Annotated in this window: 25 protein-coding genes; 16 read left to right on the forward strand and 9 right to left on the reverse strand. The window is 62.4% G+C overall.

Going from position 1 to position 22,999, the window contains the following annotated elements:
* Nucleotides 1-61: 61 nt before the first annotated feature.
* The gene (locus C4J90_RS15675) at nt 62-2,287 is read right to left on the reverse strand and encodes a DNA internalization-related competence protein ComEC/Rec2 (RefSeq protein WP_124420268.1); all 2,226 of its coding nucleotides are present in this window, start codon (nt 2,285-2,287) and stop codon (nt 62-64) included.
* Between the two features lie 135 nt (nt 2,288-2,422).
* Here C4J90_RS15675 and C4J90_RS15680 point away from each other — a divergent pair, with 135 nt between their 5' ends.
* Nucleotides 2,423-2,938 (forward strand): DUF2062 domain-containing protein, encoded by a 516-nt coding sequence (locus tag C4J90_RS15680; protein ID WP_124363258.1) that lies wholly within the window; start codon nt 2,423-2,425, stop codon nt 2,936-2,938.
* Between the two features lie 3 nt (nt 2,939-2,941).
* On the opposite strand, the gene C4J90_RS15685 is transcribed toward C4J90_RS15680, so the two are convergent.
* Together C4J90_RS15685 and C4J90_RS15690 are read right to left on the reverse strand one after the other, a co-directional pair.
* Nucleotides 2,942-4,300, reverse strand: a complete 1,359-nt coding sequence (locus C4J90_RS15685) for a sensor histidine kinase (protein ID WP_124414955.1) — start codon at nt 4,298-4,300, stop codon at nt 2,942-2,944.
* Nucleotides 4,287-5,015 (reverse strand): response regulator transcription factor, encoded by a 729-nt coding sequence (locus C4J90_RS15690; RefSeq protein ID WP_124420269.1) that lies wholly within the window; start codon nt 5,013-5,015, stop codon nt 4,287-4,289. Before C4J90_RS15690 ends, C4J90_RS15685 begins: the two co-directional genes overlap by 14 nt.
* A 205-nt stretch (nt 5,016-5,220) precedes the next feature.
* On the opposite strand from C4J90_RS15690, the gene C4J90_RS15695 reads away from it, so the two are divergent.
* From C4J90_RS15695 to C4J90_RS15710, 4 genes are all read left to right on the forward strand, one after another.
* Nucleotides 5,221-7,974: a response regulator gene (locus tag C4J90_RS15695; RefSeq protein ID WP_124420270.1), complete on the forward strand. Its 2,754-nt coding sequence runs from the start codon at nt 5,221-5,223 to the stop codon at nt 7,972-7,974.
* Between the two features lie 160 nt (nt 7,975-8,134).
* Nucleotides 8,135-9,124 (forward strand): 2-hydroxyacid dehydrogenase, encoded by a 990-nt coding sequence (locus C4J90_RS15700; protein WP_124420271.1) that lies wholly within the window; start codon nt 8,135-8,137, stop codon nt 9,122-9,124.
* A 71-nt stretch (nt 9,125-9,195) separates the two neighbouring features.
* Nucleotides 9,196-9,636 (forward strand): hypothetical protein, encoded by a 441-nt coding sequence (locus tag C4J90_RS15705; RefSeq protein WP_124363262.1) that lies wholly within the window; start codon nt 9,196-9,198, stop codon nt 9,634-9,636.
* Nucleotides 9,633-10,034 carry an META domain-containing protein gene (locus C4J90_RS15710; protein ID WP_124414958.1) on the forward strand — a complete coding sequence of 134 codons (402 nt, stop codon included), beginning with the start codon at nt 9,633-9,635 and terminating at the stop codon, nt 10,032-10,034. Before C4J90_RS15705 ends, C4J90_RS15710 begins: the two co-directional genes overlap by 4 nt.
* Nucleotides 10,035-10,175: 141 nt before the next feature.
* On the opposite strand, the gene C4J90_RS15715 is transcribed toward C4J90_RS15710, so the two are convergent.
* Nucleotides 10,176-10,637: a TlpA disulfide reductase family protein gene (locus tag C4J90_RS15715; RefSeq protein ID WP_124420272.1), complete on the reverse strand. Its 462-nt coding sequence runs from the start codon at nt 10,635-10,637 to the stop codon at nt 10,176-10,178.
* 115 nt (nt 10,638-10,752) lie between these two features.
* Between C4J90_RS15715 and arsC the strand changes: the two genes are divergently transcribed.
* Genes arsC through C4J90_RS15730 form a run of 3 tightly spaced genes read left to right on the forward strand, consistent with a single transcriptional unit; the run spans nt 10,753 to nt 12,108 of the window.
* The gene (arsC, locus tag C4J90_RS15720) at nt 10,753-11,106 is read left to right on the forward strand and encodes an arsenate reductase (glutaredoxin) (RefSeq protein ID WP_124420273.1); all 354 of its coding nucleotides are present in this window, start codon (nt 10,753-10,755) and stop codon (nt 11,104-11,106) included.
* On the forward strand, nt 11,103-11,717 hold the full coding sequence (gene wrbA / locus C4J90_RS15725; protein ID WP_124420274.1) for an NAD(P)H:quinone oxidoreductase: 615 nt from the start codon (nt 11,103-11,105) through the stop codon (nt 11,715-11,717). The genes arsC and wrbA overlap by 4 nt, the downstream gene beginning before the upstream one ends.
* Nucleotides 11,701-12,108, forward strand: coding sequence for a DUF2069 domain-containing protein (locus tag C4J90_RS15730; protein WP_124420275.1), 408 nt, complete (start codon nt 11,701-11,703; stop codon nt 12,106-12,108). Before wrbA ends, C4J90_RS15730 begins: the two co-directional genes overlap by 17 nt.
* A gap of 62 nt (nt 12,109-12,170) precedes the next feature.
* Here C4J90_RS15730 and C4J90_RS15735 read toward each other — a convergent pair whose 3' ends face one another.
* Both C4J90_RS15735 and ttcA read right to left on the reverse strand, forming a co-directional pair.
* The gene (locus C4J90_RS15735; RefSeq protein WP_124363268.1) at nt 12,171-12,842 is read right to left on the reverse strand and encodes a DNA-3-methyladenine glycosylase I; all 672 of its coding nucleotides are present in this window, start codon (nt 12,840-12,842) and stop codon (nt 12,171-12,173) included.
* Between the two features lie 67 nt (nt 12,843-12,909).
* A complete protein-coding gene (ttcA, locus tag C4J90_RS15740; RefSeq protein WP_124363269.1) occupies nt 12,910-13,734 on the reverse strand; it encodes a tRNA 2-thiocytidine(32) synthetase TtcA in 825 nt (274 codons plus the stop codon).
* Nucleotides 13,735-14,028: 294 nt separating this feature from the next.
* Between ttcA and C4J90_RS15745 the strand changes: the two genes are divergently transcribed.
* Nucleotides 14,029-14,631: a Yip1 family protein gene (locus C4J90_RS15745; protein ID WP_124363270.1), complete on the forward strand. Its 603-nt coding sequence runs from the start codon at nt 14,029-14,031 to the stop codon at nt 14,629-14,631.
* 128 nt (nt 14,632-14,759) lie between these two features.
* The gene (locus tag C4J90_RS15750; protein ID WP_124363271.1) at nt 14,760-15,254 is read left to right on the forward strand and encodes a SprT family zinc-dependent metalloprotease; all 495 of its coding nucleotides are present in this window, start codon (nt 14,760-14,762) and stop codon (nt 15,252-15,254) included.
* Nucleotides 15,255-15,347: 93 nt separating this feature from the next.
* Here the strand turns inward: C4J90_RS15750 and C4J90_RS15755 are convergent, their stop codons facing one another.
* Complete coding sequence (locus C4J90_RS15755; RefSeq protein WP_124420276.1) at nt 15,348-16,523, reverse strand: CaiB/BaiF CoA-transferase family protein; 1,176 nt, start codon at nt 16,521-16,523, stop codon at nt 15,348-15,350.
* A 159-nt stretch (nt 16,524-16,682) separates the two neighbouring features.
* Between C4J90_RS15755 and tusD the strand changes: the two genes are divergently transcribed.
* The 6 genes from tusD to C4J90_RS15785 all read left to right on the forward strand — a co-directional run bounded on the left by tusD (nt 16,683) and on the right by C4J90_RS15785 (nt 20,119).
* Nucleotides 16,683-17,075, forward strand: coding sequence for a sulfurtransferase complex subunit TusD (gene tusD / locus C4J90_RS15760; protein ID WP_124420277.1), 393 nt, complete (start codon nt 16,683-16,685; stop codon nt 17,073-17,075).
* A gap of 1 nt (nt 17,076) precedes the next feature.
* Nucleotides 17,077-17,427: a sulfurtransferase complex subunit TusC gene (tusC, locus tag C4J90_RS15765; protein WP_124420278.1), complete on the forward strand. Its 351-nt coding sequence runs from the start codon at nt 17,077-17,079 to the stop codon at nt 17,425-17,427.
* Nucleotides 17,427-17,705, forward strand: a complete 279-nt coding sequence (tusB, locus tag C4J90_RS15770) for a sulfurtransferase complex subunit TusB (RefSeq protein WP_124363275.1) — start codon at nt 17,427-17,429, stop codon at nt 17,703-17,705. The genes tusC and tusB overlap by 1 nt, the downstream gene beginning before the upstream one ends.
* Nucleotides 17,702-18,037 carry a TusE/DsrC/DsvC family sulfur relay protein gene (locus C4J90_RS15775; RefSeq protein WP_124420279.1) on the forward strand — a complete coding sequence of 112 codons (336 nt, stop codon included), beginning with the start codon at nt 17,702-17,704 and terminating at the stop codon, nt 18,035-18,037. The genes tusB and C4J90_RS15775 overlap by 4 nt, the downstream gene beginning before the upstream one ends.
* A complete protein-coding gene (locus C4J90_RS15780) occupies nt 18,034-19,035 on the forward strand; it encodes a glycosyl transferase family protein (RefSeq protein ID WP_124420280.1) in 1,002 nt (333 codons plus the stop codon). The genes C4J90_RS15775 and C4J90_RS15780 overlap by 4 nt, the downstream gene beginning before the upstream one ends.
* Before the next feature lie 88 nt (nt 19,036-19,123).
* Complete coding sequence (locus tag C4J90_RS15785) at nt 19,124-20,119, forward strand: glutathione S-transferase family protein (protein WP_124420281.1); 996 nt, start codon at nt 19,124-19,126, stop codon at nt 20,117-20,119.
* A 189-nt stretch (nt 20,120-20,308) separates the two neighbouring features.
* On the opposite strand, the gene cysG is transcribed toward C4J90_RS15785, so the two are convergent.
* Together cysG and serS are read right to left on the reverse strand one after the other, a co-directional pair.
* Complete coding sequence (gene cysG, locus C4J90_RS15790) at nt 20,309-21,703, reverse strand: siroheme synthase CysG (protein WP_124420282.1); 1,395 nt, start codon at nt 21,701-21,703, stop codon at nt 20,309-20,311.
* Nucleotides 21,704-22,984 carry a serine--tRNA ligase gene (serS, locus tag C4J90_RS15795; RefSeq protein WP_124363280.1) on the reverse strand — a complete coding sequence of 427 codons (1,281 nt, stop codon included), beginning with the start codon at nt 22,982-22,984 and terminating at the stop codon, nt 21,704-21,706.
* Nucleotides 22,985-22,999: the final 15 nt, after the last annotated feature.

The raw sequence follows: 22,999 nt of genomic DNA on the forward strand, positions 1-22,999 counted from the left end.
CAGCGGGGTTCGTTGGCCGCAGACCGGACTGTCGCAGCCCGCGGTGTTTGGTAACGCCGAATTACGGTAACGGTTCGCGCCAGAACCGGCGTTGACTGCGCGCAACAACGGCGGGTTGGAACGCGCCCAACTGAAGACGCACGGCACCTTGCTCGGCGCTGTCGTATAACCGGCTGCCCAGGGCCCGATAGCGTTCCACCACCTGCGAATGAGGATGACCAAAGGCATTGCCCCGGCCTCTGGAGATCAGCACCGATCCAGGCGCAAGCCGTTGCACAAAGGGCCTGGATGACGAGCTGCGGCTACCATGATGGGGCGCTTGCAACCAGTCAGTGGGCACCGCCAACGGTGTGTCAAGCAATGCGCGCTCCGCCGCACGGTCGATATCCCCGGTGAGCAGCAGCCGCTCACCGCTGGCCTGCACCTGCAATACACAGGATTTGGCGTTGCCACCGAGGGCGTCAGACCACTGCCATAACACGAACGACACACCATCCCAGTCCCATCGCTCGCCACTGACACAAGGCTCGGTCCCCAGAAACGCCGGCAACCCGTCGGTTTCGCCGCCGACCACACGCCGGATGGGCAGCCCACGAGCGACAGCTGCAGCGCCACCGGCATGATCGGCGTCGGCATGGCTCAGTAGCAGCATGTCCAACCGCTCTACTCCGAACTTTTTCAACGACGGCAGAACCACGCGCGCGCCCAGGTCGACCGCCCCCGAACGCGGCCCCGCATCGTAAAGCAAGGCATGGTTGCGGGTGCGCAAGATCACAGCCTGCCCCTGGCCGACATCCAGTTGCACCACCGTCACCTGCCCATGGGGTACCGATTCCTTGGGTGGAAACACGGCCAACAGCAGCATGGGCCAGCCCAGCAACCGAAATGGCACGCCCTTGGGCAGCAGCAATAACACCGCGCCCGCCAGGCTGACCAGCCAATAAACCAGCGGCACCTCGGCCGGCGTCCAGGCCGGCAACTGCACCGCCAGCAGGATCAGCCCCTTGAACCATCCCTCCAGCGCTCCGCCGGCCAACCAGAGCAAACCGTCACCGGCCAACGGCAGCCACAGCAGCGCCGTGCCCAGCAACGCCAATGGCAACACCACCAGACTGATCCACGGCACGGCGAATAAATTGGCCACAGGCGCGGTGAGGCTGATGGGTAAACTCAGCACCAACAGGACCGGAAACAAACCGATAGCAATCAACCACTGTGGACGCGTCCAGGCCTGCCAGACACTCCAGGGCCCCAGCCGCCCGCCGAACGTCAGCACCAGGATCGCAACCGCCGCAAAGGACAACCAGAAACCCGGTTGCAAACTGGCCAGGGGCTCAAGCAGCAGCACAGCGTTGAAGGCCAGCAGCAACGGCCACCACGCGCCCAAATGCCGAAAGCGCAGCCGCCATAGCAATACCAGGCCCACCATTACGCAGGCCCGCTGCACCGGCACGCCGAAACCCGCCAGCAGGCCATAACCCAACGCTGCGACAAAGGCCAAGCCGCAGGCCCACGGCAGCCATGGCAGGTTGCGTGGCCAGCAACCGTAACGCGCCAGCCCGGCCACCAGTGCGTAGATCAGCCCGGCCAGCAAGCCAATGTGTTGGCCGGAGATAACCAACAGGTGCACGGTGCCGGTGTCTTGCAACACCTGCCATTGCTCCGTGCGCAGCCCGGAACCATCACCCAGCACCAACGCCGCCACGGCGGCTTCATGGGTTTGCGCATCCGCGGCCATCAGGCGCTGGCGCAGGCTGTCGCGCAGAGCGTTGCGGGCTGGCGCGAGGCGCTCCCCGTCTTTCACCGAGCCCGTGGCGCCGATGCGTTGCGCCAGCAGCCAGGCCTCGTGGTCGAAACCGTGAAAATTGAGCAGGCCGGACGGCCGCTTGAGGGTGACAGCCAGGCGCCAGCGTTCTCCACTGCGCACCGGCGGCCCACCGTGCCAGGACACCCGGATGCGCTTGGGTAGCCGAGCTTTGCGCGACCGGCTGTCGGCCAGATCAAAACGCACGCCGGTGTCGGTCTGCTGGGGCAAGCCGACCACGCGCCCTTCCACCCATCGTGTTTCGCCGTCCAGTGCTGGTCGCAATCGATCATCCAGTGCCCACTGCGCGCTGATGCACGCCCAGCTCAAGCCCAGCAGGAAAAACGCCAGCGGATAGGTACGAAACGGCAATAACATCAATGCCAGCACCAGCATGGCCAACAGCCATCCGATGGGCGGCAACACCGGTAGAAAACGCAGGGTCAGCAGCCCCAGCGCAAGCGCGAACATCCCTGTCCTCATGAGTCATTCCTTTAAATGATTCACTCAGTCTTAGCCGGGGTTCCCGATGGTGCCTTTGATGTTTTGTCACAAAGTCTGAATTTTCTGTTTATAGAATACGCGCATACTTGCCCCTCGAACTGACCTGGACCCCTTATGCCCCGGCGCTTATTCAAACGGTACATGCCCGACCCCAGCAGTATCAGGGAACACAAGTCATTACAGTTTCTTGGCACCCTGCTGCATGACCCGAACCTCTGGCACCTCAACCGGCACTCGGTGGCCCGTGCGATGGCCGTGGGTCTGTTTGCCGCGTTTATCCCCATTCCCTTGCAGATGCTGCTGGCCGCGATCCTGGCGATCGTGGTGCGCGGTAACATGCCGATTGCCGTCAGCCTGGTGTGGCTGACCAACCCGATCACGATGCCGGTGGTGTTTGTCTGCACCTATATGACCGGTGCCTGGTTGATGAATGTGCCGCCACGCAGCCTCCCCGATAACCTCACCTGGGAATGGATCAGCGGCGAATTGAGCACAATGTGGCAACCATTCCTGCTGGGCTCGGTGGTATCCGGGTTGGTGTTGGGCGCATTGGCCTATTGCCTGACCATGGGCTATTGGCGCTGGTGGGTCGCGCACCAGTGGAAGAAACGCAAACTGCGCCGCCGCTGATGGCTAACGGGCAGGCAAGCGCAGGTGTATACGCAGGCCCTGCCCGGTATTTTGCGCCCAGATACGCCCGCCCTGGCGCTGCACCGCGTTGCGCGCAATGCTCAAGCCCAGGCCGAAGCCGCCGTCACCGGGCCGGGAACCGTCCAACCGGATAAAGGGCGCGAAGATACGCTCCAGGTCGGCCTCATCGATGCCGCCCCCCTGATCCTCCAGCCACACATGCCAGTACTCGCCTTCGCGCGTGCCGTCCAATGTCACCCGGCCTTGGCCTGGGGAGTGGCGTATTGCGTTACGCAGGATGTTTTCCAGGGCCTGGGCCAGTGCATTGAGATTGCCGCGCACCCAGCACTCAGCCGGCAACAGGCAGGGTAAACGCGATGCCGGCCAATGGCTTTCGAAACAAGCGTTTTCCCGCAGCATGTCCCACAGCGCGGGCAATTGAATGTCCTCCTGGGGCAGTGGCGCCCGGTCGCTGTCGAGCCAGGCCAGTTGCAGGCTGTCTTCCACCAGGCGCTGCATGGCGTCGATCTCCCGGCTCAGGCGTTCACGCAACCGCGCCAGGTCCTGCTCGCTGTCGCAGGCCACGCGCAAGCGGCTCAGGGGCGTGCGCAACTCATGGGACATGTCGCGCAGCAGCTGTTGCTGCAACTGCACCGTGCCCTGCAAGCGTTCGGACATCTGGTCGAAGGCGCGCCCCAGTTCACCCAACTCGTCCTGGCGGCTGGTCGCGTCACCGGACATCCGCGCAGTCAATTGGTCCGCACGCCAGGCATTGGCCTGCGCACGCAATTGATTGAGGGGCATGATCAGCAATCGATACAGGCCGATACACAGCAATAAGGTAAACAACCCGGGAATCAGGCCGTTGGTAATGACCCGCCAGAACAGTTGATAACGCCCCGGCATAAAGCGCTTGGGCAACTCGATCACCAGTGACCCCGCGTCGGGATCGACCGGGAAGGCGATTTTCAACCAGGGCAAGCCTTTGGCATGGCGGCTCACCGGCCAGTCCAATCCGCGCAAGAAGGTCAGGCGCTGGCTTTGCTTGTCGCTCAACGGTGCGCTGCCAAGTGATTGCAAGTCATTGCCGATGATGCCCAGCCAAGTGGTTTCACGCTCGCCCATATGCTGCAACCACGCATCCACACCGGCACTGCCCTGGGTACTCCAGGCCAACTCGGCGCCGGCTGCATAGCCGCGGAGCGTGTCGCGGGCTTCGTCAGTGAGGTAGGCACTTTGCTGTTCCATGTAGCGGCCCCAGGACCAACTGAGCCAGATCATCAGCAAACAAAACGCGATCAGCAGGCACGCCAGCTTCCAGAACAGCGAATGCCTGCCCGGCCACCGCTCAAAGCCCTTCATCGTGACCGCTCAACACATAACCCTTGCCCCACACCGTGCGCACTTCGCGCTCGGTGTAGCCGATCGCCTTGAGCTTGCGGCGAATCTGGCTCACATGCATGTCGAGACTGCGATCGTGTGGGGCATAGCCGCGCTGCAGCACGTGCTGGTAAAGGAAGGCTTTGCTGAGTACCTCTTCGGCGTTGCGGTGCAAGGTTTCCAGCAGGCGGTACTCGCTGCGCGTCAGGCCGGCCCAGTGCGTGTGGTAGACGACATCGCACAGCCCCTCGTCAAACCGCAGGACCTGCGCATCATCGCGCAGGGGCGCAAGGCCCGGCGGGGGGCGACGCTCCAGGGCCACCCGGCGCAGGATGGCTTCGATGCGCACCCGCAGCTCGATCATGCTGAACGGCTTGGGCAGGTAATCGTCGGCGCCCAGGCGAAAGCCGCTGACACAGTCGGCTTCGGCGCCCAGGGCCGACATCAGGATCACCGGTATGGCATGACTCTGGCGCAGATGCGTAAGGACTGACAGCCCGTCCAGCCCTGGCAGCAGAACGTCCATCAGCACCAGGTCGAATGCTTGGTCGCGGGCCAGTTGCAGGCCTTGCTGGCCATTGCGGCACCAGGTTACCTCGAAGCCACAGCGGCCCAGATGTTCATGGACGTAGGCGCCCAGCACGGGGTCATCCTCGATGGTCAGGATACTGGGTAGGCCAACGGCTGCGGGATTCATTAGCGTCTGCAAGTCATTCTCAATGACTGATTATTCAAGATTAAAGTGTTACAGGCAATCGCAGGCCGCTACCGAATGGCCCGAAGATTGCGGTGTGTCATTAATTTACGAGATTCCTGGCGGCGCAAATGGCTACACTGCGCAGGTAGCGCGGGCCGGACGCCCGTGCGGAAGATTGATATCAATGTGGTAGCAGGAGAGTGGCGTGCTTAGAAGAATGGGGATAAAAGGCCGCGTACTGTTGCTGACGTTATTGCCGACCAGCCTGATGGCGCTGCTGTTGGGGGGTTATTTCACCTGGATGCAGCTCTCCGAGCTGCAAACTCAATTGCTGCAACGCGGTGAGATGATCGCCGAGCAGTTGGCGCCGCTGGTCGCGCCCGCCCTGAGCAGCAAGAACACCGACCTGCTGGAACGCATCGCGACCCAATCCCTGGAACAACCGGACGTGCGCGCGGTGTCGTTCCTGGCGCCGGACCGCTCCTCCCTGGCCCATGCCGGCCCGACCATGCTCAATCAACCGCCCACTGGCAACAGTTCGCACCTGCTGCAGCGTACCGGCAACGATGCCACCCGTTACCTGATGCCAGTGTTTGGCCGTCATCGCAACCTCGCCGGCGAGCTGATTCCGGATGAGTCCGACCGCCTGTTGGGCTGGGTCGAGGTGGAGCTGTCCCACAACGGCATGTTGCTGCGCGGCTATCGCAGCCTGTTCGCCAGCCTGCTGCTGATCGCCATCGGCTTGATCTGCACTGCGGCACTGGCCCTGCGCATCAGCCGCACCATCAATTCGCCGATCGGCCTGATCAAGCAAGCGGTGGCCCAGCTTAAAGACGGCAACCTGGAAACCCGCCTGCCGCCCCTGGGCAGCCAGGAGCTGGATCAGTTGGCGTCGGGCATCAACCGCATGGCCGAAACCCTGCAAAACGCGCAGGAAGAACTGCAACACAGCATCGACCAGGCCACCGAAGACGTGCGCCAGAACCTGGAAACCATCGAGATCCAGAACATCGAGCTGGACCTGGCCCGCAAGGAAGCCCTGGAAGCCAGCCGGATCAAATCGGAATTCCTGGCCAATATGAGCCATGAAATCCGCACGCCACTCAACGGCATTCTCGGGTTCACCCACCTGCTGCAAAAAAGCGAGCTGTCGCCACGTCAGCTGGATTACCTGGGCACTATCGAAAAATCCGCCGACAACCTGTTGGGCATCATCAACGAGATCCTCGACTTCTCCAAGATCGAGGCCGGCAAGCTGGTGCTCGACAGCGTGCCTTTCAACCTGCGCGACCTGCTGCAGGACACCCTGACCATTCTCGCCCCGGCCGCCCACGCAAAGCAGCTCGAACTGGTCAGCCTGGTCTACCGCGACACGCCGCTGGCGCTGGTGGGCGACCCACTGCGCCTCAAGCAGATCCTGACAAACCTGATCAGCAACGCGATCAAGTTCACCCGCGAAGGCACCATCGTGGCCCGGGCGATGATCGAGGATGAGCAGGAAGACAGCGTACAACTGCGCATCAGCGTGCAGGACACCGGCATCGGCCTATCCAACCAGGACGTGCGCGCACTGTTCCAGGCCTTCAGCCAGGCGGACAATTCGCTGTCGCGCCAGCCAGGTGGCACCGGCTTGGGCCTGGTGATTTCCAAGCGCCTGATCGAACAGATGGGCGGCGAAATCGGCGTCGACAGCACACCGGGCGAAGGCTCGGAGTTCTGGATCAGCCTGAACCTGCCCAAGACCCGCGACGACATCGAAGACCTGCCCAGCGCGCCGCTGCTCGGTCGCCGCGTGGCCGTGTTGGAGAACCACGAGCTGGCGCGCCAGGCCTTGCAACACCAGTTGGAAGACTGCGGCCTGGAAGTCACGCTGTTCAATACCCTGGAAAGCCTGACCAATGGCATTACCAGCGCCCATCAGACCGAACAGGCGATCAACTTGGCGGTGCTCGGCATCACCGCCAATGACATCCCGCCCGAGCGCCTCAACCAGCACTTGTGGGACCTCGAACACCTGGGCTGCAAGGTGCTGGTGCTGTGCCCGACCACCGAGCAAATGTTGTTCAACCAATCGGTGCCCAACCCCAACAGCCAGTTGCAGGCCAAGCCAGCCTGTACGCGCAAGCTGCGCCGCTCCCTGGCCGACCTGATCAGCCCGCGCCCCTCGCGCAGCGAGCCGGGTGAGCCGTTGTCCAGCCGTGCGCCGCGAGTGCTGTGCGTGGACGATAACCCCGCGAACCTGTTACTGGTGCAAACCCTGCTCGAAGACATGGGCGCCAAGGTCCATGCCGTGGAAAGCGGCTTTGCGGCCATTGACGCCGTGAAGCAGGAAACGTTCGACCTGGTGCTGATGGATGTGCAGATGCCCGGCATGGACGGGCGCCAAAGTACCGAAGCGATTCGCCAATGGGAGAGCGAACGGCATGGCACGCCGCTGCCGGTGGTCGCCCTCACCGCCCATGCCATGGCCAACGAGAAACGTGCCCTTCTGCAAAGCGGCATGGACGATTACCTGACCAAGCCCATCAGCGAGCGACAGCTGGCCCAGGTGGTGCTCAAATGGACCGGCCTGGCCCTGCGCAACCAGGGGCCCGAGCGCCTCCCCGAAGGCCTTGGCCCAGGCGTGCAACTGCTGGTGCTGGACCATGAGGAAGGCCTGCGCCTGGCGGCTAACAAGGCGGACCTGGCGGCCGACATGCTCGCCATGCTCCTGGCCTCCCTGGAAGCTGATCGCCTGGCGATCACGGTCGCCCGCGAAGCCAATGACAACCACGCCCTGATCGAGCGCGTCCACCGCCTGCATGGCGCCACCCGCTACTGCGGCGTGCCGCAATTGCGCGCGGCCTGCCAACGCGCCGAAACCCTGCTCAAGCAGGACGACGCCAAGGCCATGGCCGCGTTGGATGAACTGGACATGGCGATTGCGCGGCTGGCCAGTGAAGCGCGGGTCAGCGCCTGACCCGATTTCATGGACGACACCAATCAAATGTGGGAGGGGGCTTGCCCCCGATGGCGATATATCAGTTACAAATATTTCGTCTGATACACCGCTATCGGGAGCAAGCCCCCTCCCACATTGGGTCAGTATTTCCAAGGTATAAATTGCAGGGAGCCTTTTAATGCGCGTGATTCTTTTCAGCAGCCAGGCCTACGACCGCGAGAGTTTTCTCGGTGAGCCGCGCCCTCAGAGCATCGAGCTGCAATTCCAACCCGCCCGCCTCAATCTCGACACCGTCACCCTGGCCGAACGGCACGAGGTGGTCTGCGCGTTTATCAACGATGATCTCAGCGCCCCGGTGCTCGAGCAACTGGCCAGTGGCGGTACGCGCCTGATTGCGTTGCGCTCGGCCGGCTACAACCATGTCGACCTGCGCGCCGCCAAGCGCCTGGGCCTGGGCGTGGTGCGCGTACCGGCCTACTCGCCCCACGCCGTGGCCGAACATGCCGTAGCACTGATCCTTGCCCTGAACCGGCGCCTGCACCGCGCCTACAACCGTACCCGCGACGGCGACTTCAGCCTGCACGGGCTCACCGGTTTCGATCTGGTCGGCAAAACCGTCGGCGTGGTCGGCACCGGGCAGATCGGCGCCACCTTCGCCAGGATCATGACCGGTTTTGGCTGCCAGTTGCTGGCCTACGACCCCTTCCCCAACCCTCAGCTGCAAGCCATGGGCGCGCGCTACGTGAGCCTGCCCGAATTGCTCGCCGAGGCGCAGATCATCAGCCTGCATTGTCCGCTGACCGCCGAGAGTAAACACCTGATCGACACACGCGCCCTGGCACACATGCAACCAGGTGCGATGCTGATCAATACCGGTCGCGGCGGCCTGGTCGACACGCCGGCACTGGTCGAAGCGCTCAAGAACGGGCAACTCGGTTATTTGGGGCTGGATGTTTATGAGGAAGAGGCGCAGCTGTTTTTCGAGGACCGCTCGGACCTGCCCCTGCAAGACGACGTGCTCGCCCGCCTGCTGACCTTTCCCAATGTGATCATCACCGCCCACCAGGCCTTCCTGACCCGCGAGGCGCTGGCGGCAATTGCCGGCACTACGCTGGCCAATATTGCGGCGTGGGCCGATGGCCGCGCGCAAAACCTCGTCAAGGGATGATCGGCGGTCACATACCGGGCTCATGATGAGCCGGCACCCGTGATAGGATGCCGCGCCTATTTGGAGGATCCATGGCCGAACACGATTTCCGCTTCAGCTTGCTGAGCCCGCAACACACCCTGATCGAATGCCGCGCCCTGGTGCCGGGCCGTTATCAAGTCACCGGCAACGGTGGTTCGATCAAGCATGGCGACGTGCTGATCGTCACCCTGCGCGGCAGCAAAACCCTGTCGATGCGCCTGACCGTGGAAGGTGACGCGCGCTACTCCATCCGCCCGGCGGGCCAATGGGTCGCCATGGCCCTGGGGCCGAAATTCGGCGAGTTGGAGATTCACACCTGGAAGGTCAATTGCGACAGCTGCGACAGCGTGCTGGAGTTTGAATTCGCGGTGGAAACCAAGCTGACCAAAGAACCGCTGCAGCCGGCCGCCAACGCACGTATCAAAGAACTCGGCTGGGCCAGCGAAGGCGACAAGCACCGCTGCCCGAAATGCCAGCGGGCCGCACAATGAAGGGCCTGCTGCTCGCCGCCGTGGGCGCGGCCCTGAGTGGCTGCGCCGGCGATGCGGTCAAGCTCAAGCAGGATCACAGCTACGTGGTGGAGTGGATAGGCGAGCGGCCCTTGATGGACTACGCGCACCTGACCGTCACCCTCGGTGCCGATGGGCGCGCCTATGGCAATGGCGGCTGCAACCACTGGTTTGCGCCGTACACCCTCGAAGGCGACAAGCTCAGCTTCGGCCCGATCGGCAGCACCCGCAAAATGTGCGCCGAGGCGTTGATGGAACAGGAGCACCGCTTCTTCCAGGCCCTGCAGGGCGTACAGCGCTGGGACATCTCGCCGATCGAACAGACCCGCTTCTGGCCGGCCCAAGGCAAGCCGATCCGCCTGTGGCTTGAAGAAGGCTGATATTCCCAGTCGCTGAACCAATGGGGATCCAAATGTGGGAGGGGGCTTGCCCCCGATAGCGGTGTATCAGCCAGCAGTTATTCAACTGACCCACCGCAATCGGGAGCAAGCCCCCTCCCACATTGGCTCTGAGTTGATGCTTTAACCGCGCAGGGCCTTGAGCTTGGCCAACACCCCTTGCGCCGTCTGCTCACCCATCAGTTGCTCGCGCACCTTGCCCTTGTCATCGATGATGTAGGTCACCGGCAGCGCCTCGCTGCGTGGAATATCGAAGATTCCTTCCGGGTTCTGCGCCAGCACGGTGAACTTGATGCCCAGCTTGTCGCTGGCGGCCTTGAGCTCTTCACCCTGGACATTGTCGAAATTGACCCCGAACACGCCCACGTTCTGCGCTTTGAGTTGCTCGGCCAGGGCATTGAGCTCGGGGATTTCCGTGCGGCACGGGCCACACCATTCAGCCCAGTAGTTGACCACCAGCCACTGCTTGTCCAGGCGTTCGGCCGGGACTTTCTGGCCATACTGGTCTACGCCGTAATCGTTACCGCAGCCACTGAGCAGCAGGGTTGTGATGATCGCCAATGCACCGATCAGTCGCCTTGTCATGGGGTAATCCTTCGTAAAAATGAACGTTGGCTGCGGCCTATCGCCTGTTACGGTTTAAGGACGGCCCGCAGCGCAGGTAGAATACCCGCCACCTTACGCAAGATGCGACCCGCACATGACCGATCTGACGCTTTATCACAACCCGCGCTGCTCGAAATCCCGCGGTGCGCTTGAACTGCTGGAAGCCCGCGGCCTCACGCCTACCGTGGTGCGCTACCTGGAAACCCCACTGAACGCTGCGCAAATACAGGCGCTGCTGGCCAAACTTGGCATTGGCGCCCGCCAATTGTTGCGCACTGGCGAAGATGAATACAAAAGCCTCAACCTGGCCGACGCCAGCCTCAGCGAAGCGCAGTTGATCGCCGCCATCGCCGAACACCCCAAGCTGATGGAACGTCCCATCCTGGAAACCGCCGATAAAGCCGTCATTGGCCGTCCGCCGGAAAACGTACTGGAGCTGCTGCCGTGACTACCCCCTATGTGCTGGTGTTGTATTACAGCCGCAATGGCTCGGTCAGCGAAATGGCCCGGCAGATTGCCCGGGGCATCGAGCAAGGCGGCATGGAAGCCCGGCTGCGCACCGTGCCGGCGATCTCCACCGAGTGCGAAGCCGTGGCGCCGAGTATCCCGGACGAAGGCGCGCTGTATGCCAGCCTGGATGACCTGAAAAACTGCTCGGGCCTGGCCCTCGGCAGCCCGACGCGCTTCGGTAACATGGCCGCGCCGCTCAAGTACTTCCTCGATGGCACCAGCAACCTGTGGCTCACCGGCGCCCTGGTCGGCAAACCCGCTGGCGTATTCACCTCCACCGCCAGCCTGCACGGCGGCCAGGAGACCACGCTGATGTCGATGCTGCTGCCGCTGCTGCATCACGGCATGCTGATCACCGGCCTGCCCTACAGCGAGCAGGCGCTGCTCGACACCCAGGGCGGCGGTACGCCGTATGGCGCAAGCCACCACTCCGGGCCTGATGGCAAGCGCATGCTCGACCCCCATGAAATCACCCTGTGCCGCGCCCTGGGCCTGCGCCTGGCCAAAACCGCCACGCTGCTGGAGAACGGCCGTGGCCAGGCAGCCTAAGGTCCTGCCGCCCCAGGCGTGGCTGGAGCCGAGAGTCAAACTGGCGCGCGCGCTGAGCCTTCTGGCGTTTTTTGGCCTGGTGGGCTTGTTGTGCGTGTACTACCTGTTCGTCGCCGACCTGCACGGCGCGCGTCCGTGGGTGATCCTGCTGATCGAGCTGGTGCCGCTGCTGGTGCTGGCGCCAGGCATGATCCTGGGCAGCGCACGCGGGCATTCGTGGATGTGCTTTGTGGTGAACCTGTATTTCATCAAGGGCGCGCTGGCGGCGTATGACCCGAACCGGCAAGGGTTCGGGGTGCTTGAGATGGTGGCAAGCCTGACGCTGTTTTGCACAGCGTTGCTGTATGTGCGCTGGCGGCACCAGTTGAATCGGCGGTTGGCGGCAGTCTGATACAGCAAGGTCTTGGACGCAGAGCGTCCTGGGCAGCATTCCCACGCAGAGCGTGGGAACGATCAATGGTTGACGGTGTAAGCCAGCATCATCGACAACTGGCACATCGGCCGCCCACTTTCGGCATGCCACTGGTTGAAGGCGCCCTGCACCGTCGCCAGGTCGCGCAGGCTGGTGGGCACCTTGTCGACGATCTTCTGCGCATTCAATGCCGCCACCACGTCATAGCTCGGCACAAAAGTGTCCTTGCCCACCATGCGCAAAAAGCGCGGTGCCGACAGGCCGCCCAACTGGTGACCGTGCTTGCTCAGGTACTTCCATAGCCCAACGATATCGGTGACCGGCCACTCGGCGATAAACGCGCCGAAGCTGCCCTTCTCCTGGGTGATATCCAGGATCATCTGCGCATTGCGCGGCACGCTCTTGAGCTTGCCCAGGTGACGGATAATGCGAGCGTCCTGCATCAGGCGTTCCAAATGCTCGGCGCCCATCAGCACGACTTTTTCCGGGTCGAAGCCAAAGAACACCTGTTCGAACGCCGGCCACTTGGCGTCCACTACGCTGTGCTTCAAGCCGGCACGGAACACGCGCAGCGCCAGGGTCGACAAGTAGCGGTCAGCGCTGATCCTGCGCAATTGCGCCGGGGTCTTGGGCACCGGCAGATGGGCTTCCAACTGGGCCGCTGAACCAAAACGGTTCAGACAATATTCGTGCAGCCACTTGTAATCGCGCATGCCCTCTCCTGGCAGGTGAAATGAAAACGGCGCCCGTGAGCGCCGTCCTTCAGAGCGTTGTAGAGCGTCAGAGGTTCACTACATTGACGAAACGCGACGCGGCGGTTTCATCGATTTTCAGGCTGGTGAAGTCGAACAGGTTGCGGTCGGCCAATTGCGACGGGATCACATTCTGCAGGCTGCGGAAGATGCTCTCGGTGCGGCCCGGCGTCTTGCGTTCCCACTCCAGCAGCATGTCCTTGACCACTTGGCGCTGCAGGTTTTCCTGGGAGCCGCACAGGTTGCACGGAATGATCGGAAATTGCTTGAAGTCGGCATACGCCTGGATGTCTTTCTCGTTGCAATACGCCAGCGGGCGGATCACCACGTTGCGCCCGTCATCGGCGCGCAGCTTGGGCGGCATGGCCTTGAGCGAACCGTTGAAGAACATATTGAGGAAGAAGGTTTCGACGATATCGTCGCGATGATGCCCCAGGGCCATCTTGGTCGCGCCGATCTCATCGGCAAAGGTATAGAGCGTGCCACGCCGCAGGCGCGAGCACAGCGAGCAGGTGGTCTTGCCTTCGGGGATCAACTGCTTGACCACCGAATAAGTGTCTTTCTCGACGATGTGATACTCGACGCCCAGTTCCTTTAGATAGGCCGGCAGCACGTGCTCGGGAAAGCCTGGCTGCTTCTGGTCCATGTTGACGGCGACGATCTCGAACTTGATCGGCGCGACCTTTTGCAGGTGCAGCAGCACATCGAGCAGGGTATAGCTGTCTTTGCCGCCGGAAAGGCAGACCATGACCTTGTCGCCCTCCTCGATCATGTTGAAGTCGGCGACCGCTTCACCGGCCAGGCGACGCAGGCGTTTTTGCAGTTTGTTCTGGTTGACCGTAAGAGTGCCCATGGCGCTTGGATCCGCTGCAAGTGTGTGACGAAAAGCGGGGTATTTTAGCGACCTGAGCGCACTGGATTCAATGTGGGAGGGGGCTTGCTCCCTTTGAATGCATTGCCAACTACAGACCGTGCCGCGATTAGCGCCTGTGTTTACAGCGCGATTTACTCTAAAGGCCCTACAGTTTTCCAGGACATCACTTCCTATACTGCGACTAGAGGTCGCACAACTATCCGGACCTTGCAGGCCATTTGGCCGGCAGCGCTCCGCTGGGGGGCGATGGTAATAACGACAGGAGTGACTGGCATGATCCATCACGTCGTGGGGCTGTTTACCCATCCCGACCAGGAATGGCGGGAAATTCGTGGCGATAAAGAAGAAAGCATCAGCCACATGTACCTCACCCATACCCTGGTTCTCGCGGCGATTCCCGCCGTCTCTGCATTTATCGGCACCACCCAGGTCGGCTGGGTCATCGGCAGCCGCGCACCGGTCATGCTGACCCAGGAAAGCGCGCTGTGGATGACCCTGATGTCCTACGCTGCAATGCTCGGCGGCGTGGCGGTGATGGGCGCGTTCATTCACTGGATGGCCCGCACCTACGACGCCAACCCCAGCATGGCGCGTTGCATTGCCTTCGCCACCTACACAGCGACGCCTCTGTTTATTGGCGGGCTGGCGGCGCTGTATCCGCACATGTGGCTGGGCATGGTCGTGGGCACGGCGGCGATCTGCTACACGGTATACCTGCTGTATGTGGGGCTGCCGACCTTCATGAGTATCGACCCGGATGAAGGCTTCCTGTTTTCCAGCTCGGTACTGGCTGTAGGACTGGTGGTACTGGTGGCGATCATGGCGTTTACCGTGATCGTCTGGGGCCTGGGCGTTGGGCCGATCTACACCAGTTAAGCCTTTTTTACCGCAGGCAAAGCCACCACAAGGTGGCTTTGTGCGTTATGCATGACCATTCGGCGCCTGACAGATTCGGAAACACCCTGCTTTGCGGCATACTGGACGTCTCTGGAGATATGTACAGCATGCCCGAGCAACTCAATACCCGCGTCGAAGATTGTTTCCTGCAAGCCGAATCCTTTTTCAAACGAAGCTTCAAACGCCCCAAGGTCAGCCTCAAGCTGCGGGGCCAGAAAGCCGGTGTCGCGCATTTGCACGAAAACCTGCTGCGCTTCAACCCTCAGCTTTACCGTGAAAACAGCCAACATTTCCTCAAACAAACCGTGGCCCACGAAGTGGCGCACCTGATCGCCCACCAACTGTTTGGCGAGCGTATCCAGCCCCATGGTGAGGAATGGCAGTTGATCATGCGTGGGGTTTACGAACTGCCGCCGGACCGTTGTCACACCTATGAAGTCAAGCGGCGTCAGGTGACGCGCTATATCTACCGGTGCCCATGTGCCAACAGCGACTTCCCGTTTTCGCCGCAGCGCCATGGGCTGGTAGGCCAGGGGCGGCGGTATTTGTGTCGGCGCTGTCGGCAGACCCTGGTATTCACTGGGGAAACGCGGGTGGAATGAAGGCCTCATCGGGGGCAAGCCCCCTCCCACACTTTGATTTGTGAATACATTCAAAATGTGGGAGGGGGCTTGCCCCCGATGGCATCAGAACAGTCACCCAACAACCTTGGCCTGGCGCAAATCCGCAATCCGCTGAGCACTGAACCCCAATTCCCCCAGCACTTCATCACTGTGCGCACCGACAGCCGCGCCAATATGCCGTGGTGCCGGCAAGCCCTCGGAAAACTTCAGCGGGCAGGCGATCTGCGCCTGGGTCGAGCCATCGCCCCTCGGCACCTGGCTGATCAGCGCGCGCGCCTGCAGCTGCGGATGCGCTACCGCTTCACTCAAGTTCAACACCGGTTCCACGCACGCATCCACTCCAGCAAACAACGCGCACACTTCATCAAAGCTGCGTTTTTCGAATTCCACCTGCAGCGCCTGCTTGAGGGCCGGCTGCTGCTCAGGCTTGAGGCTGTGCAGCGCCAACTCCGGCCGCCCCAGCGCTTCGCACAATGGCTGCATGAAGGCAGGTTCCAGGCTGCCCACCGACATCCAGCGGCCATCACGGGTGCGGTAATAATCGTAAAAACTGCCGCCATTGAGCACATGGTTTTCCCACGCCGGTTCCACCCCGCAGGCCAGGTAACCCGCGCCGGCCATGGCGTTCAGGCTGAACGCGCAGTCGGTCATGCTCACATCCAGGTACTGGCCGACGCCGCTCTGCTGCCGTGCGATGACCGCCGCGAGCAAGCCCACCACCGCATGCAACGACCCGCCGCCGATATCCGCCAGTTGCACCCCCAACGGCAACGGCCCACTGTCGCGCCGCCCGGTGTGGCTGGCCACGCCGGCCACGGCCAGGTAGTTGATATCGTGGCCGGCGCGATCCCTGTAAGGGCCGGTCTGGCCGTAGCCGGTGATCGAAACGTAGATCAGCCTCGGGTTGATCGCGTTCAAGGCCGCATACCCCAGGCCCAGGCGCTCCATCACGCCAGGGCGGAATTGCTCGATGAGGATATCGGTGCCCTTGACCAGCTCGAACACGATCTGCAGCGCCTCGGCCCGCTTGAGGTCCAGCGCCAGGCTGCGTTTGTTGCGATTGAGGTAGGCATGGCTCGCTGACGCGCCCTGATCATGGGGCGGCAGGACGCGCAGCAGGTCCATGCGCGTCGGCGATTCGATCCGCAGCACCTCGGCGCCCATGTCCGCCAGCATCAGTGAGGCGAAGGGGCCGGGCAACAGGGTGGAAAAATCCAGCACTTTGAGGGACGCCAAGGGGCCTGACATACAAACTCCGTTTCCGATTCGACGGTTCACAGCGTAGTCAGCCTTGGGCGTCGACGGCAATCGTCAGAACGATCAACCCTCCTGACCGTTTTGATCACGGCGGGCTTTTTCGTCGCCACGGCTTTATCATTGGCCCACGTTTTGTTGGCAGAGTGTTCCATGAAGTTCGCGATTGCAGTGTTCAGCGCCGCCCACGCGCCCTCCTCGCGCCGCGCCCTGTTGTTCGCCCAGGCGGCCCTGGCCGGCGGGCATGAGATTGTGCGGCTGTTTTTTTATCAGGATGGCGTGTACAGCGCGTCCAATAACATCGTCGCGCCCCAGGACGAGCAAGACATCGCGCGCCAATGGCGCGAGTTCGTCAGCGCCCACCAGCTCGACGGCGTCGTATGCATCGCCGCAGCCCTGCGCCGTGGCGTGCTCAACGCCGAGGAAGCCATGCGCTATCAACGCAGCGCGGTGAACCTGGACGCGCCCTGGGCGCTGTCGGGCCTGGGGCAACTGCATGACGCGATCCAGGACGCCGACCGCCTGATCTGTTTTGGAGGCTCATGACATGGCCAAGTCATTGCTGGTGATCAGCCGCCAGGCACCGTGGTCCGGCCCCAGTGCGCGAGAAGCGCTGGATATCGTGCTGGCCGGTGGCGCGTTCGATCTGCCGATCGGCCTGCTGTTTCTGGACGACGGCGTGTTCCAGCTCGCACCTCACCAGGACGCCAAGACCGTGCAACAAAAGGACTTGAGCGCCAACCTGCAAGCCTTGGGCCTGTTCGGCATCGATGACGTGTTCGCCTGCAGCCACAGCCTGGCCGAACGCGGGCTGGGTGTGCCGGCCAGCGCGCAGCCGTTGGCCCCTGACGCCATTTCCCAACTGATTGACCGTTACAACCAGGTGATTACCCTCTGATGTCGACTCTACATGTGGTGTCCCACTCCCCCTTTACCGACAGCCGTCTCGACAGCTGCCTGCGCGTCTGTGCCAGCGCAGATGCGATCCTGCTGTGCGGCGACGGCGCCTACGGCCTGCGCCACCCGGCGCTGCACACCAAAGGCGTGAAGGTGTTCGTGCTGGCTGAAGACATGCAGGCGCGCAACCTGCCTTTGCCGGACTGGGCCGACAGCGTGGATTATCCGGGCTTCGTGCAGCTGTCGATCGACTATGACAAGGTCAACACCTGGTTATGAATACGCTGACCGTTGGCACACACACCCTCGAACTGGACAAGGACGGCTACCTGGTCGACCTCGACGCGTGGTCTGCCGAGATTGCCGACGCCCTGGCCGCCGCAGAATCGCTGGAACTGACCCCGGACCACTGGGAAATCCTCGAACTGCTGCGCGGCTTTTACGCGCAATATCAGCTGTCGCCGGCCACGCGCCCGCTGATCAAGTACGTCGCCTTGAACCTCGGCCCGGACAAGGGCAACAGCCTGCACCTCAACAAACTGTTCAACGGCACTCCCGCCAAACTTGCCGCCAAGCTGGCGGGCCTGCCCAGGCCGACGAATTGCTTATGACCGACTTTGCCCCACTGACCCTCTCAACGCCTGACGAGCACCCCTTTGCGCAGTTCGTGCGCATCCTCGGAAAAGGCAAGCGCGGCGCGCGCAACCTCACCCGTGAGGAAGCGCGGGAAGCCATGGGCATGCTGCTCGATGAAAAAGTCGAAGACACCCAACTGGGCGCCTTTCTCATGTTGTTGCGTCACAAGGAAGAAAGCCCGGAAGAGCTCGCCGGTTTCACCGAAGCGGTGCGCGAGCGCTTGAATCCGCCCGCCTTGAAGGTGGATATCGACTGGCCGACCTACGCCGGCAAAAAGCGCCATTTGCCGTGGTTCCTGCTGGCGGCCAAATGCCTGGCGCAAAATGGCGTACGCATCCTCATGCACGGCGGCGGCGCGCATACGGCGGGCCGCCTATACACCGAGCAACTGCTGGAGCGTCTGCAGATACCGCTGTGCCGCAATTGGCAGCAGGTCGAGGCGGCGTATGAACAAGGCAACCTGGCGTTTATCCCGCTGGGCGATTGGGCGCCTCAGTTGCAGCGCATGATCGACCTGCGCAACACCCTGGGCCTGCGCTCGCCGATCCACTCGCTGGCCCGCTTGCTCAACCCGCTGAATGCCCGTTGCGGCCTGCAAAGCATCTTCCATCCGGGTTACCAGGGCGTGCACCGCGATGCCAGTGGCTTGCTGGGCGACAACGTGATTGTGGTCAAGGGCGATGGTGGCGAAGTCGAAATCAACCCCGACACCCTCAGCCACCTGTACGGCACCACCGGTGGCCTGAGCTGGGACGAAGAATGGCCCGCCCTCTCCGCTCAGCGCCACGTCAAACCGGCGAGCCTGGAGCCTGAGCACCTGACCGCCCTGTGGCGTGGCGAGGTCGAGGACAGCTACCCGCAACTGGCGCTGATCGCGACCATGGCCCTGGCCTTGCGCGGCCTCGGACACACCCGGGAGCAGGCGTTCGAACTGGCCCGGCAGTACTGGGACGCGCGAGACAAATCGATTTAATCGATCATTCACCTCCGGTCTTTGCGCTTTTAGTTCGAACTCATCCCTTTAGACTGGGCTCCAACGTTTATTAGCCAAGGAGCCAGTCATGGGTTTGCTGATTGAAGGACACTGGAAAGACCAATGGTACGAAAGTAGCGCAGACGGCGCGTTCCAGCGCGAACAGGCGCAACGCCGCCACTGGGTGACCGCCGACGGCCAGCCCGGCCCGAGTGGCGAAGGCGGCTTCAAGGCCGAGGCGGGTCGCTATCACCTCTACGTCTCTCTGGCCTGCCCCTGGGCCCACCGCACCTTGATCCTGCGCAAGCTCAAGGGCCTGGAAAGCCTGATCGACGTCTCGGTGGTCAGTTGGCTGATGCTGGAAAACGGCTGGACCTTCGACAAGGCCCACGGCTCCAGCGGCGACGCGCTCGACGGCTTCGACTTCATGCATCAGCGTTACACCGCTGATACCGCTGACTACACCGGGCGTGTCACGGTGCCGGTGTTATGGGACAAGCAGCTCAAACGCATCGTCAGCAATGAGTCGGCGGAGATCATCCGCATGTTCAATAGCGCATTTGATGAGCTGACCGGTAATACCCTGGATTTCTATCCCGACGCACTGCGCCCGACCATCGACACGCTGAACGAACGCATCTACCCGGCCGTGAACAACGGCGTGTACCGCGCGGGGTTCGCCACCTCGCAGCAGGCCTATGAAGGTGCGTTCGATGACGTGTTTGCCGAGCTGGACCATTTGGAACAGCACCTGGGCGAGCATCGCTACCTGGCCGGCGAATACCTGACCGAGGCGGATGTGCGGCTGTTCACCACGCTGATTCGTTTTGATGCGGTGTATTACAGCCACTTCAAATGCAACCTGCGGCGGATTGCCGATTATTCAAACCTGTCGAATTGGTTGCGGGAAATGTATCAGTGGCCGGGGGTGGCCGAGACGGTGGATTTTGAACACATCAAGGGGCATTACTATGCCAGCCACCGCACCATCAACCCGACGGGGATTGTGCCGAAGGGGCCGCTGCAGCGGTTTGACGTTGAGCATGATCGGAAGCGGTTGAATGGCAAAGGTGTGTGGAGCTGATCCGGATGATGGGCTGAAGCTGGTGGCCTCATCGGGGGCAAGCCCCCTCCCACACTGATCGTTCCCACGCTCTGCGTGGGAATGCACCCCGTGACGCTCTGCGTCACTTGTCTACATTGAGCTGTACCGCGTGACGCGGAGCGTCCAAGGTGGCATTCCCACGCAGAGCGTGGGAACGATCAATTGGTCTCAGACCTGGGCCTGAGCGCCTTCGAACCACTTCAGCTTCTCACGCAACACCACCACCTCACCCACAATCACCAGCGTCGGCGCATGCACTTCATGCTCCGCCACCATGCGCGGCAAGTCGGCCAGGGTACCGGTGAACACGCGCTGGTTGGCGGTGGTGCCTTGCTGAATCAAGGCTGCTGGCGTATCCGGCGCGCGCCCGTGCTTGATCAATTGCTCGCAGATGATCGGCAAGCCAATCAAGCCCATGTAGAACACCAGGGTCTGCGACGGCCCGACCAGGTCCTGCCAGGGCAGGTCCGAGGTGCCATTCTTCAGGTGCCCGGTGATAAAGCGCACCGACTGCGCGTAGTCACGGTGCGTCAACGGAATGCCCGCATACGCCGCGCAACCGCTGGCCGCCGTGATCCCCGGAACCACCTGGAACGGGATGCCATGGGCCGCCAATTCCTCGATCTCTTCGCCGCCCCGCCCGAAAATGAACGGATCGCCGCCCTTGAGGCGCAGCACGCGCTTGCCTTGCTTGGCCAGGTCCACCAGTTGTTGGTTGATCTGGTCCTGCGGCACGGCATGATCGGCGCGACGCTTGCCGACGTACACGCGCTCGGCATCCCGGCGGCACAGTTCCAGGATCGCTGGAGCCACCAACCGGTCATACAACACCACGTCGGCTTGCTGCATCAGGCGCAAGGCGCGGAAGGTCAGCAGGTCCGGGTCGCCCGGGCCTGCACCCACCAGGTACACCTCACCCGGCGCGTAAGGCGGCGAGCCATTGACCTTTTCGATCAACAGACGCTCAGCCTCATCGCCCTGCCCGGCCAGTTGCCGATCGGCAATCGGGCCCTGGAACACTTCTTCCCAGAACGCCCGTCGCTGCTGCACATCCGGGTACAAACCTTTGACTTGGGCACGAAAACGCGCCGCCAACCCGGCCAACTGGCCATAGGTGGACGGAATCCAGGTTTCCAGCTTGGCGCGGATCAAGCGCGCCAGTACCGGCGCATCGCCGCCGCTGGACACCGCGATCACCAATGGCGAACGGTCGACGATCGCCGGGAAGATCACGCTGCACAGGGCCGGCGCATCCACCACATTGACCGGTACACAGCGCCGCTTGGCATCACTGGAAACTTGCGCGTTCAGTGGCTCGTCGTCGGTGGCCGCGATGATCAGCACGCAACCGTCGAGGTCCGTCTCCTGATAACCGCGCAACATCAGGTCCCCGCCACTGCCCAGCACCAGTTCACGCAACTGGTCTTCGATCTGGGGAGCAACCACCCGCAGCAACGCCCCGGCATCGGCCAGCAAGCGGGATTTGCGCAAGGCAATCTCCCCGCCGCCGACGACCAGCACACGACTGCCGCGCAGGTTATGAAACAGCGGCAGAAATTCCATTTAGCCGATGACCTCGACGCCCGCCATGTAAGGCTTGAGCACCTCAGGCACACGAATCGAACCGTCGGCCTGCTGGTAGTTTTCCAGCACTGCCACCAGCGTACGGCCTACCGCCAGGCCCGAACCGTTGAGGGTGTGCACCAGTTCCGGCTTGCCGGTTTCCGGGTTGCGGAAACGCGCCTGCATGCGTCGGGCCTGGAAATCGCCGCAGTTGGAGCACGACGAAATCTCGCGGTACTTGTCCTGGCTCGGCACCCACACTTCGAGGTCGTAGGTCTTCACGGCGCTGAAACCCATGTCGCCGGTGCACAACGCCAGCACGCGATACGGCAGTTCCAGCAACTGCAGGACGCGCTCGGCGTTGGCCGTCAGGCCTTCCAACGCTTCCATCGATTTGGACGGCTCGACCACCTGGACCATCTCAACCTTGTCGAATTGGTGCTGGCGGATCATGCCACGGGTGTCGCGCCCCGAGGCGCCGGCTTCACTGCGAAAGCACGGGCTGTGGGCGACGAATTTCAACGGCAGTTGTTTGGCATCGAGGATTTCGCCAGCGACGATATTGGTCAGCGACACTTCGGCGGTCGGGATCAGGTACAGGTCGGCTTCGCCGTCGCGGCTGATCTTGAACAGGTCTTCCTCGAATTTCGGCAACTGGCTGGTGCCCATCAACGCCGGCGCTTGCACCAGGTACGGGGTGTAAGCCTCTTCGTAACCGTGCTCGGCGGTGTGCAGGTTGATCATGAACTGTGCCAGGGCACGATGCATGCGCGCAATCGGGCCACGCAACAGGGCGAAACGCGCGCCGGACATTTTCGCGGCGGTTTCGAAATCCAGGCCGCCGGTCAATTCGCCCAGGGCAACGTGGTCCTTGATGTCGAAATCGAAAGCTTTTGGCGTGCCCCAGCGACGCACTTCAACGTTGCCGTCTTCGTCCGCGCCAATCGGCACAGATTCGTGGGGCAGGTTGGGGATGCCCAGCAGGATCGAATCCAGCTCGGACTGGATCTTGTCCAGCTCGGCTTTGCCGTCGGACAGCTCGGTGCCCATGCGCTCGACGTCCGCCATCAACGGCGCGATGTCTTCGCCGCGCTGCTTGGCCTGACCGATGGACTTGGAACGCGCATTCCGCTCAGCCTGCAGTGCTTCGGTGCGGGTCTGGACGGTCTTGCGCTGTTCTTCCAGCGCTTCGATGCGCGCAACATCCAAGGCAAAGCCACGGGATGCCAGGCGGTCCGCTACGTCCTGAAGGTTGCTACGTAACAGTTTGGAATCGAGCATGTCGGTCTCTCGTTT

The organism is Pseudomonas sp. R2-60-08W (assembly GCF_003852335.1).
GTDB lineage: Bacteria > Pseudomonadota > Gammaproteobacteria > Pseudomonadales > Pseudomonadaceae > Aquipseudomonas.

Coding starts and splice junctions, on each gene's coding strand:
- C4J90_RS15675 (WP_124420268.1), bottom strand. CDS start 2,287: ATGAGGACAGGGATGTTCGCGCTTGCGCTGGGGCTGCTGACCCTGCGT.
- C4J90_RS15680 (WP_124363258.1), top strand. CDS start 2,423: ATGCCCCGGCGCTTATTCAAACGGTACATGCCCGACCCCAGCAGTATC.
- C4J90_RS15685 (WP_124414955.1), bottom strand. CDS start 4,300: ATGAAGGGCTTTGAGCGGTGGCCGGGCAGGCATTCGCTGTTCTGGAAG.
- C4J90_RS15690 (WP_124420269.1), bottom strand. CDS start 5,015: ATGAATCCCGCAGCCGTTGGCCTACCCAGTATCCTGACCATCGAGGAT.
- C4J90_RS15700 (WP_124420271.1), top strand. CDS start 8,135: ATGCGCGTGATTCTTTTCAGCAGCCAGGCCTACGACCGCGAGAGTTTT.
- C4J90_RS15705 (WP_124363262.1), top strand. CDS start 9,196: ATGGCCGAACACGATTTCCGCTTCAGCTTGCTGAGCCCGCAACACACC.
- C4J90_RS15710 (WP_124414958.1), top strand. CDS start 9,633: ATGAAGGGCCTGCTGCTCGCCGCCGTGGGCGCGGCCCTGAGTGGCTGC.
- C4J90_RS15715 (WP_124420272.1), bottom strand. CDS start 10,637: ATGACAAGGCGACTGATCGGTGCATTGGCGATCATCACAACCCTGCTG.
- arsC (WP_124420273.1), top strand. CDS start 10,753: ATGACCGATCTGACGCTTTATCACAACCCGCGCTGCTCGAAATCCCGC.
- C4J90_RS15735 (WP_124363268.1), bottom strand. CDS start 12,842: ATGCGCGATTACAAGTGGCTGCACGAATATTGTCTGAACCGTTTTGGT.
- ttcA (WP_124363269.1), bottom strand. CDS start 13,734: ATGGGCACTCTTACGGTCAACCAGAACAAACTGCAAAAACGCCTGCGT.
- C4J90_RS15745 (WP_124363270.1), top strand. CDS start 14,029: ATGATCCATCACGTCGTGGGGCTGTTTACCCATCCCGACCAGGAATGG.
- C4J90_RS15750 (WP_124363271.1), top strand. CDS start 14,760: ATGCCCGAGCAACTCAATACCCGCGTCGAAGATTGTTTCCTGCAAGCC.
- C4J90_RS15755 (WP_124420276.1), bottom strand. CDS start 16,523: ATGTCAGGCCCCTTGGCGTCCCTCAAAGTGCTGGATTTTTCCACCCTG.
- tusD (WP_124420277.1), top strand. CDS start 16,683: ATGAAGTTCGCGATTGCAGTGTTCAGCGCCGCCCACGCGCCCTCCTCG.
- tusC (WP_124420278.1), top strand. CDS start 17,077: ATGGCCAAGTCATTGCTGGTGATCAGCCGCCAGGCACCGTGGTCCGGC.
- tusB (WP_124363275.1), top strand. CDS start 17,427: ATGTCGACTCTACATGTGGTGTCCCACTCCCCCTTTACCGACAGCCGT.
- C4J90_RS15775 (WP_124420279.1), top strand. CDS start 17,702: ATGAATACGCTGACCGTTGGCACACACACCCTCGAACTGGACAAGGAC.
- C4J90_RS15780 (WP_124420280.1), top strand. CDS start 18,034: ATGACCGACTTTGCCCCACTGACCCTCTCAACGCCTGACGAGCACCCC.
- C4J90_RS15785 (WP_124420281.1), top strand. CDS start 19,124: ATGGGTTTGCTGATTGAAGGACACTGGAAAGACCAATGGTACGAAAGT.
- cysG (WP_124420282.1), bottom strand. CDS start 21,703: ATGGAATTTCTGCCGCTGTTTCATAACCTGCGCGGCAGTCGTGTGCTG.
- serS (WP_124363280.1), bottom strand. CDS start 22,984: ATGCTCGATTCCAAACTGTTACGTAGCAACCTTCAGGACGTAGCGGAC.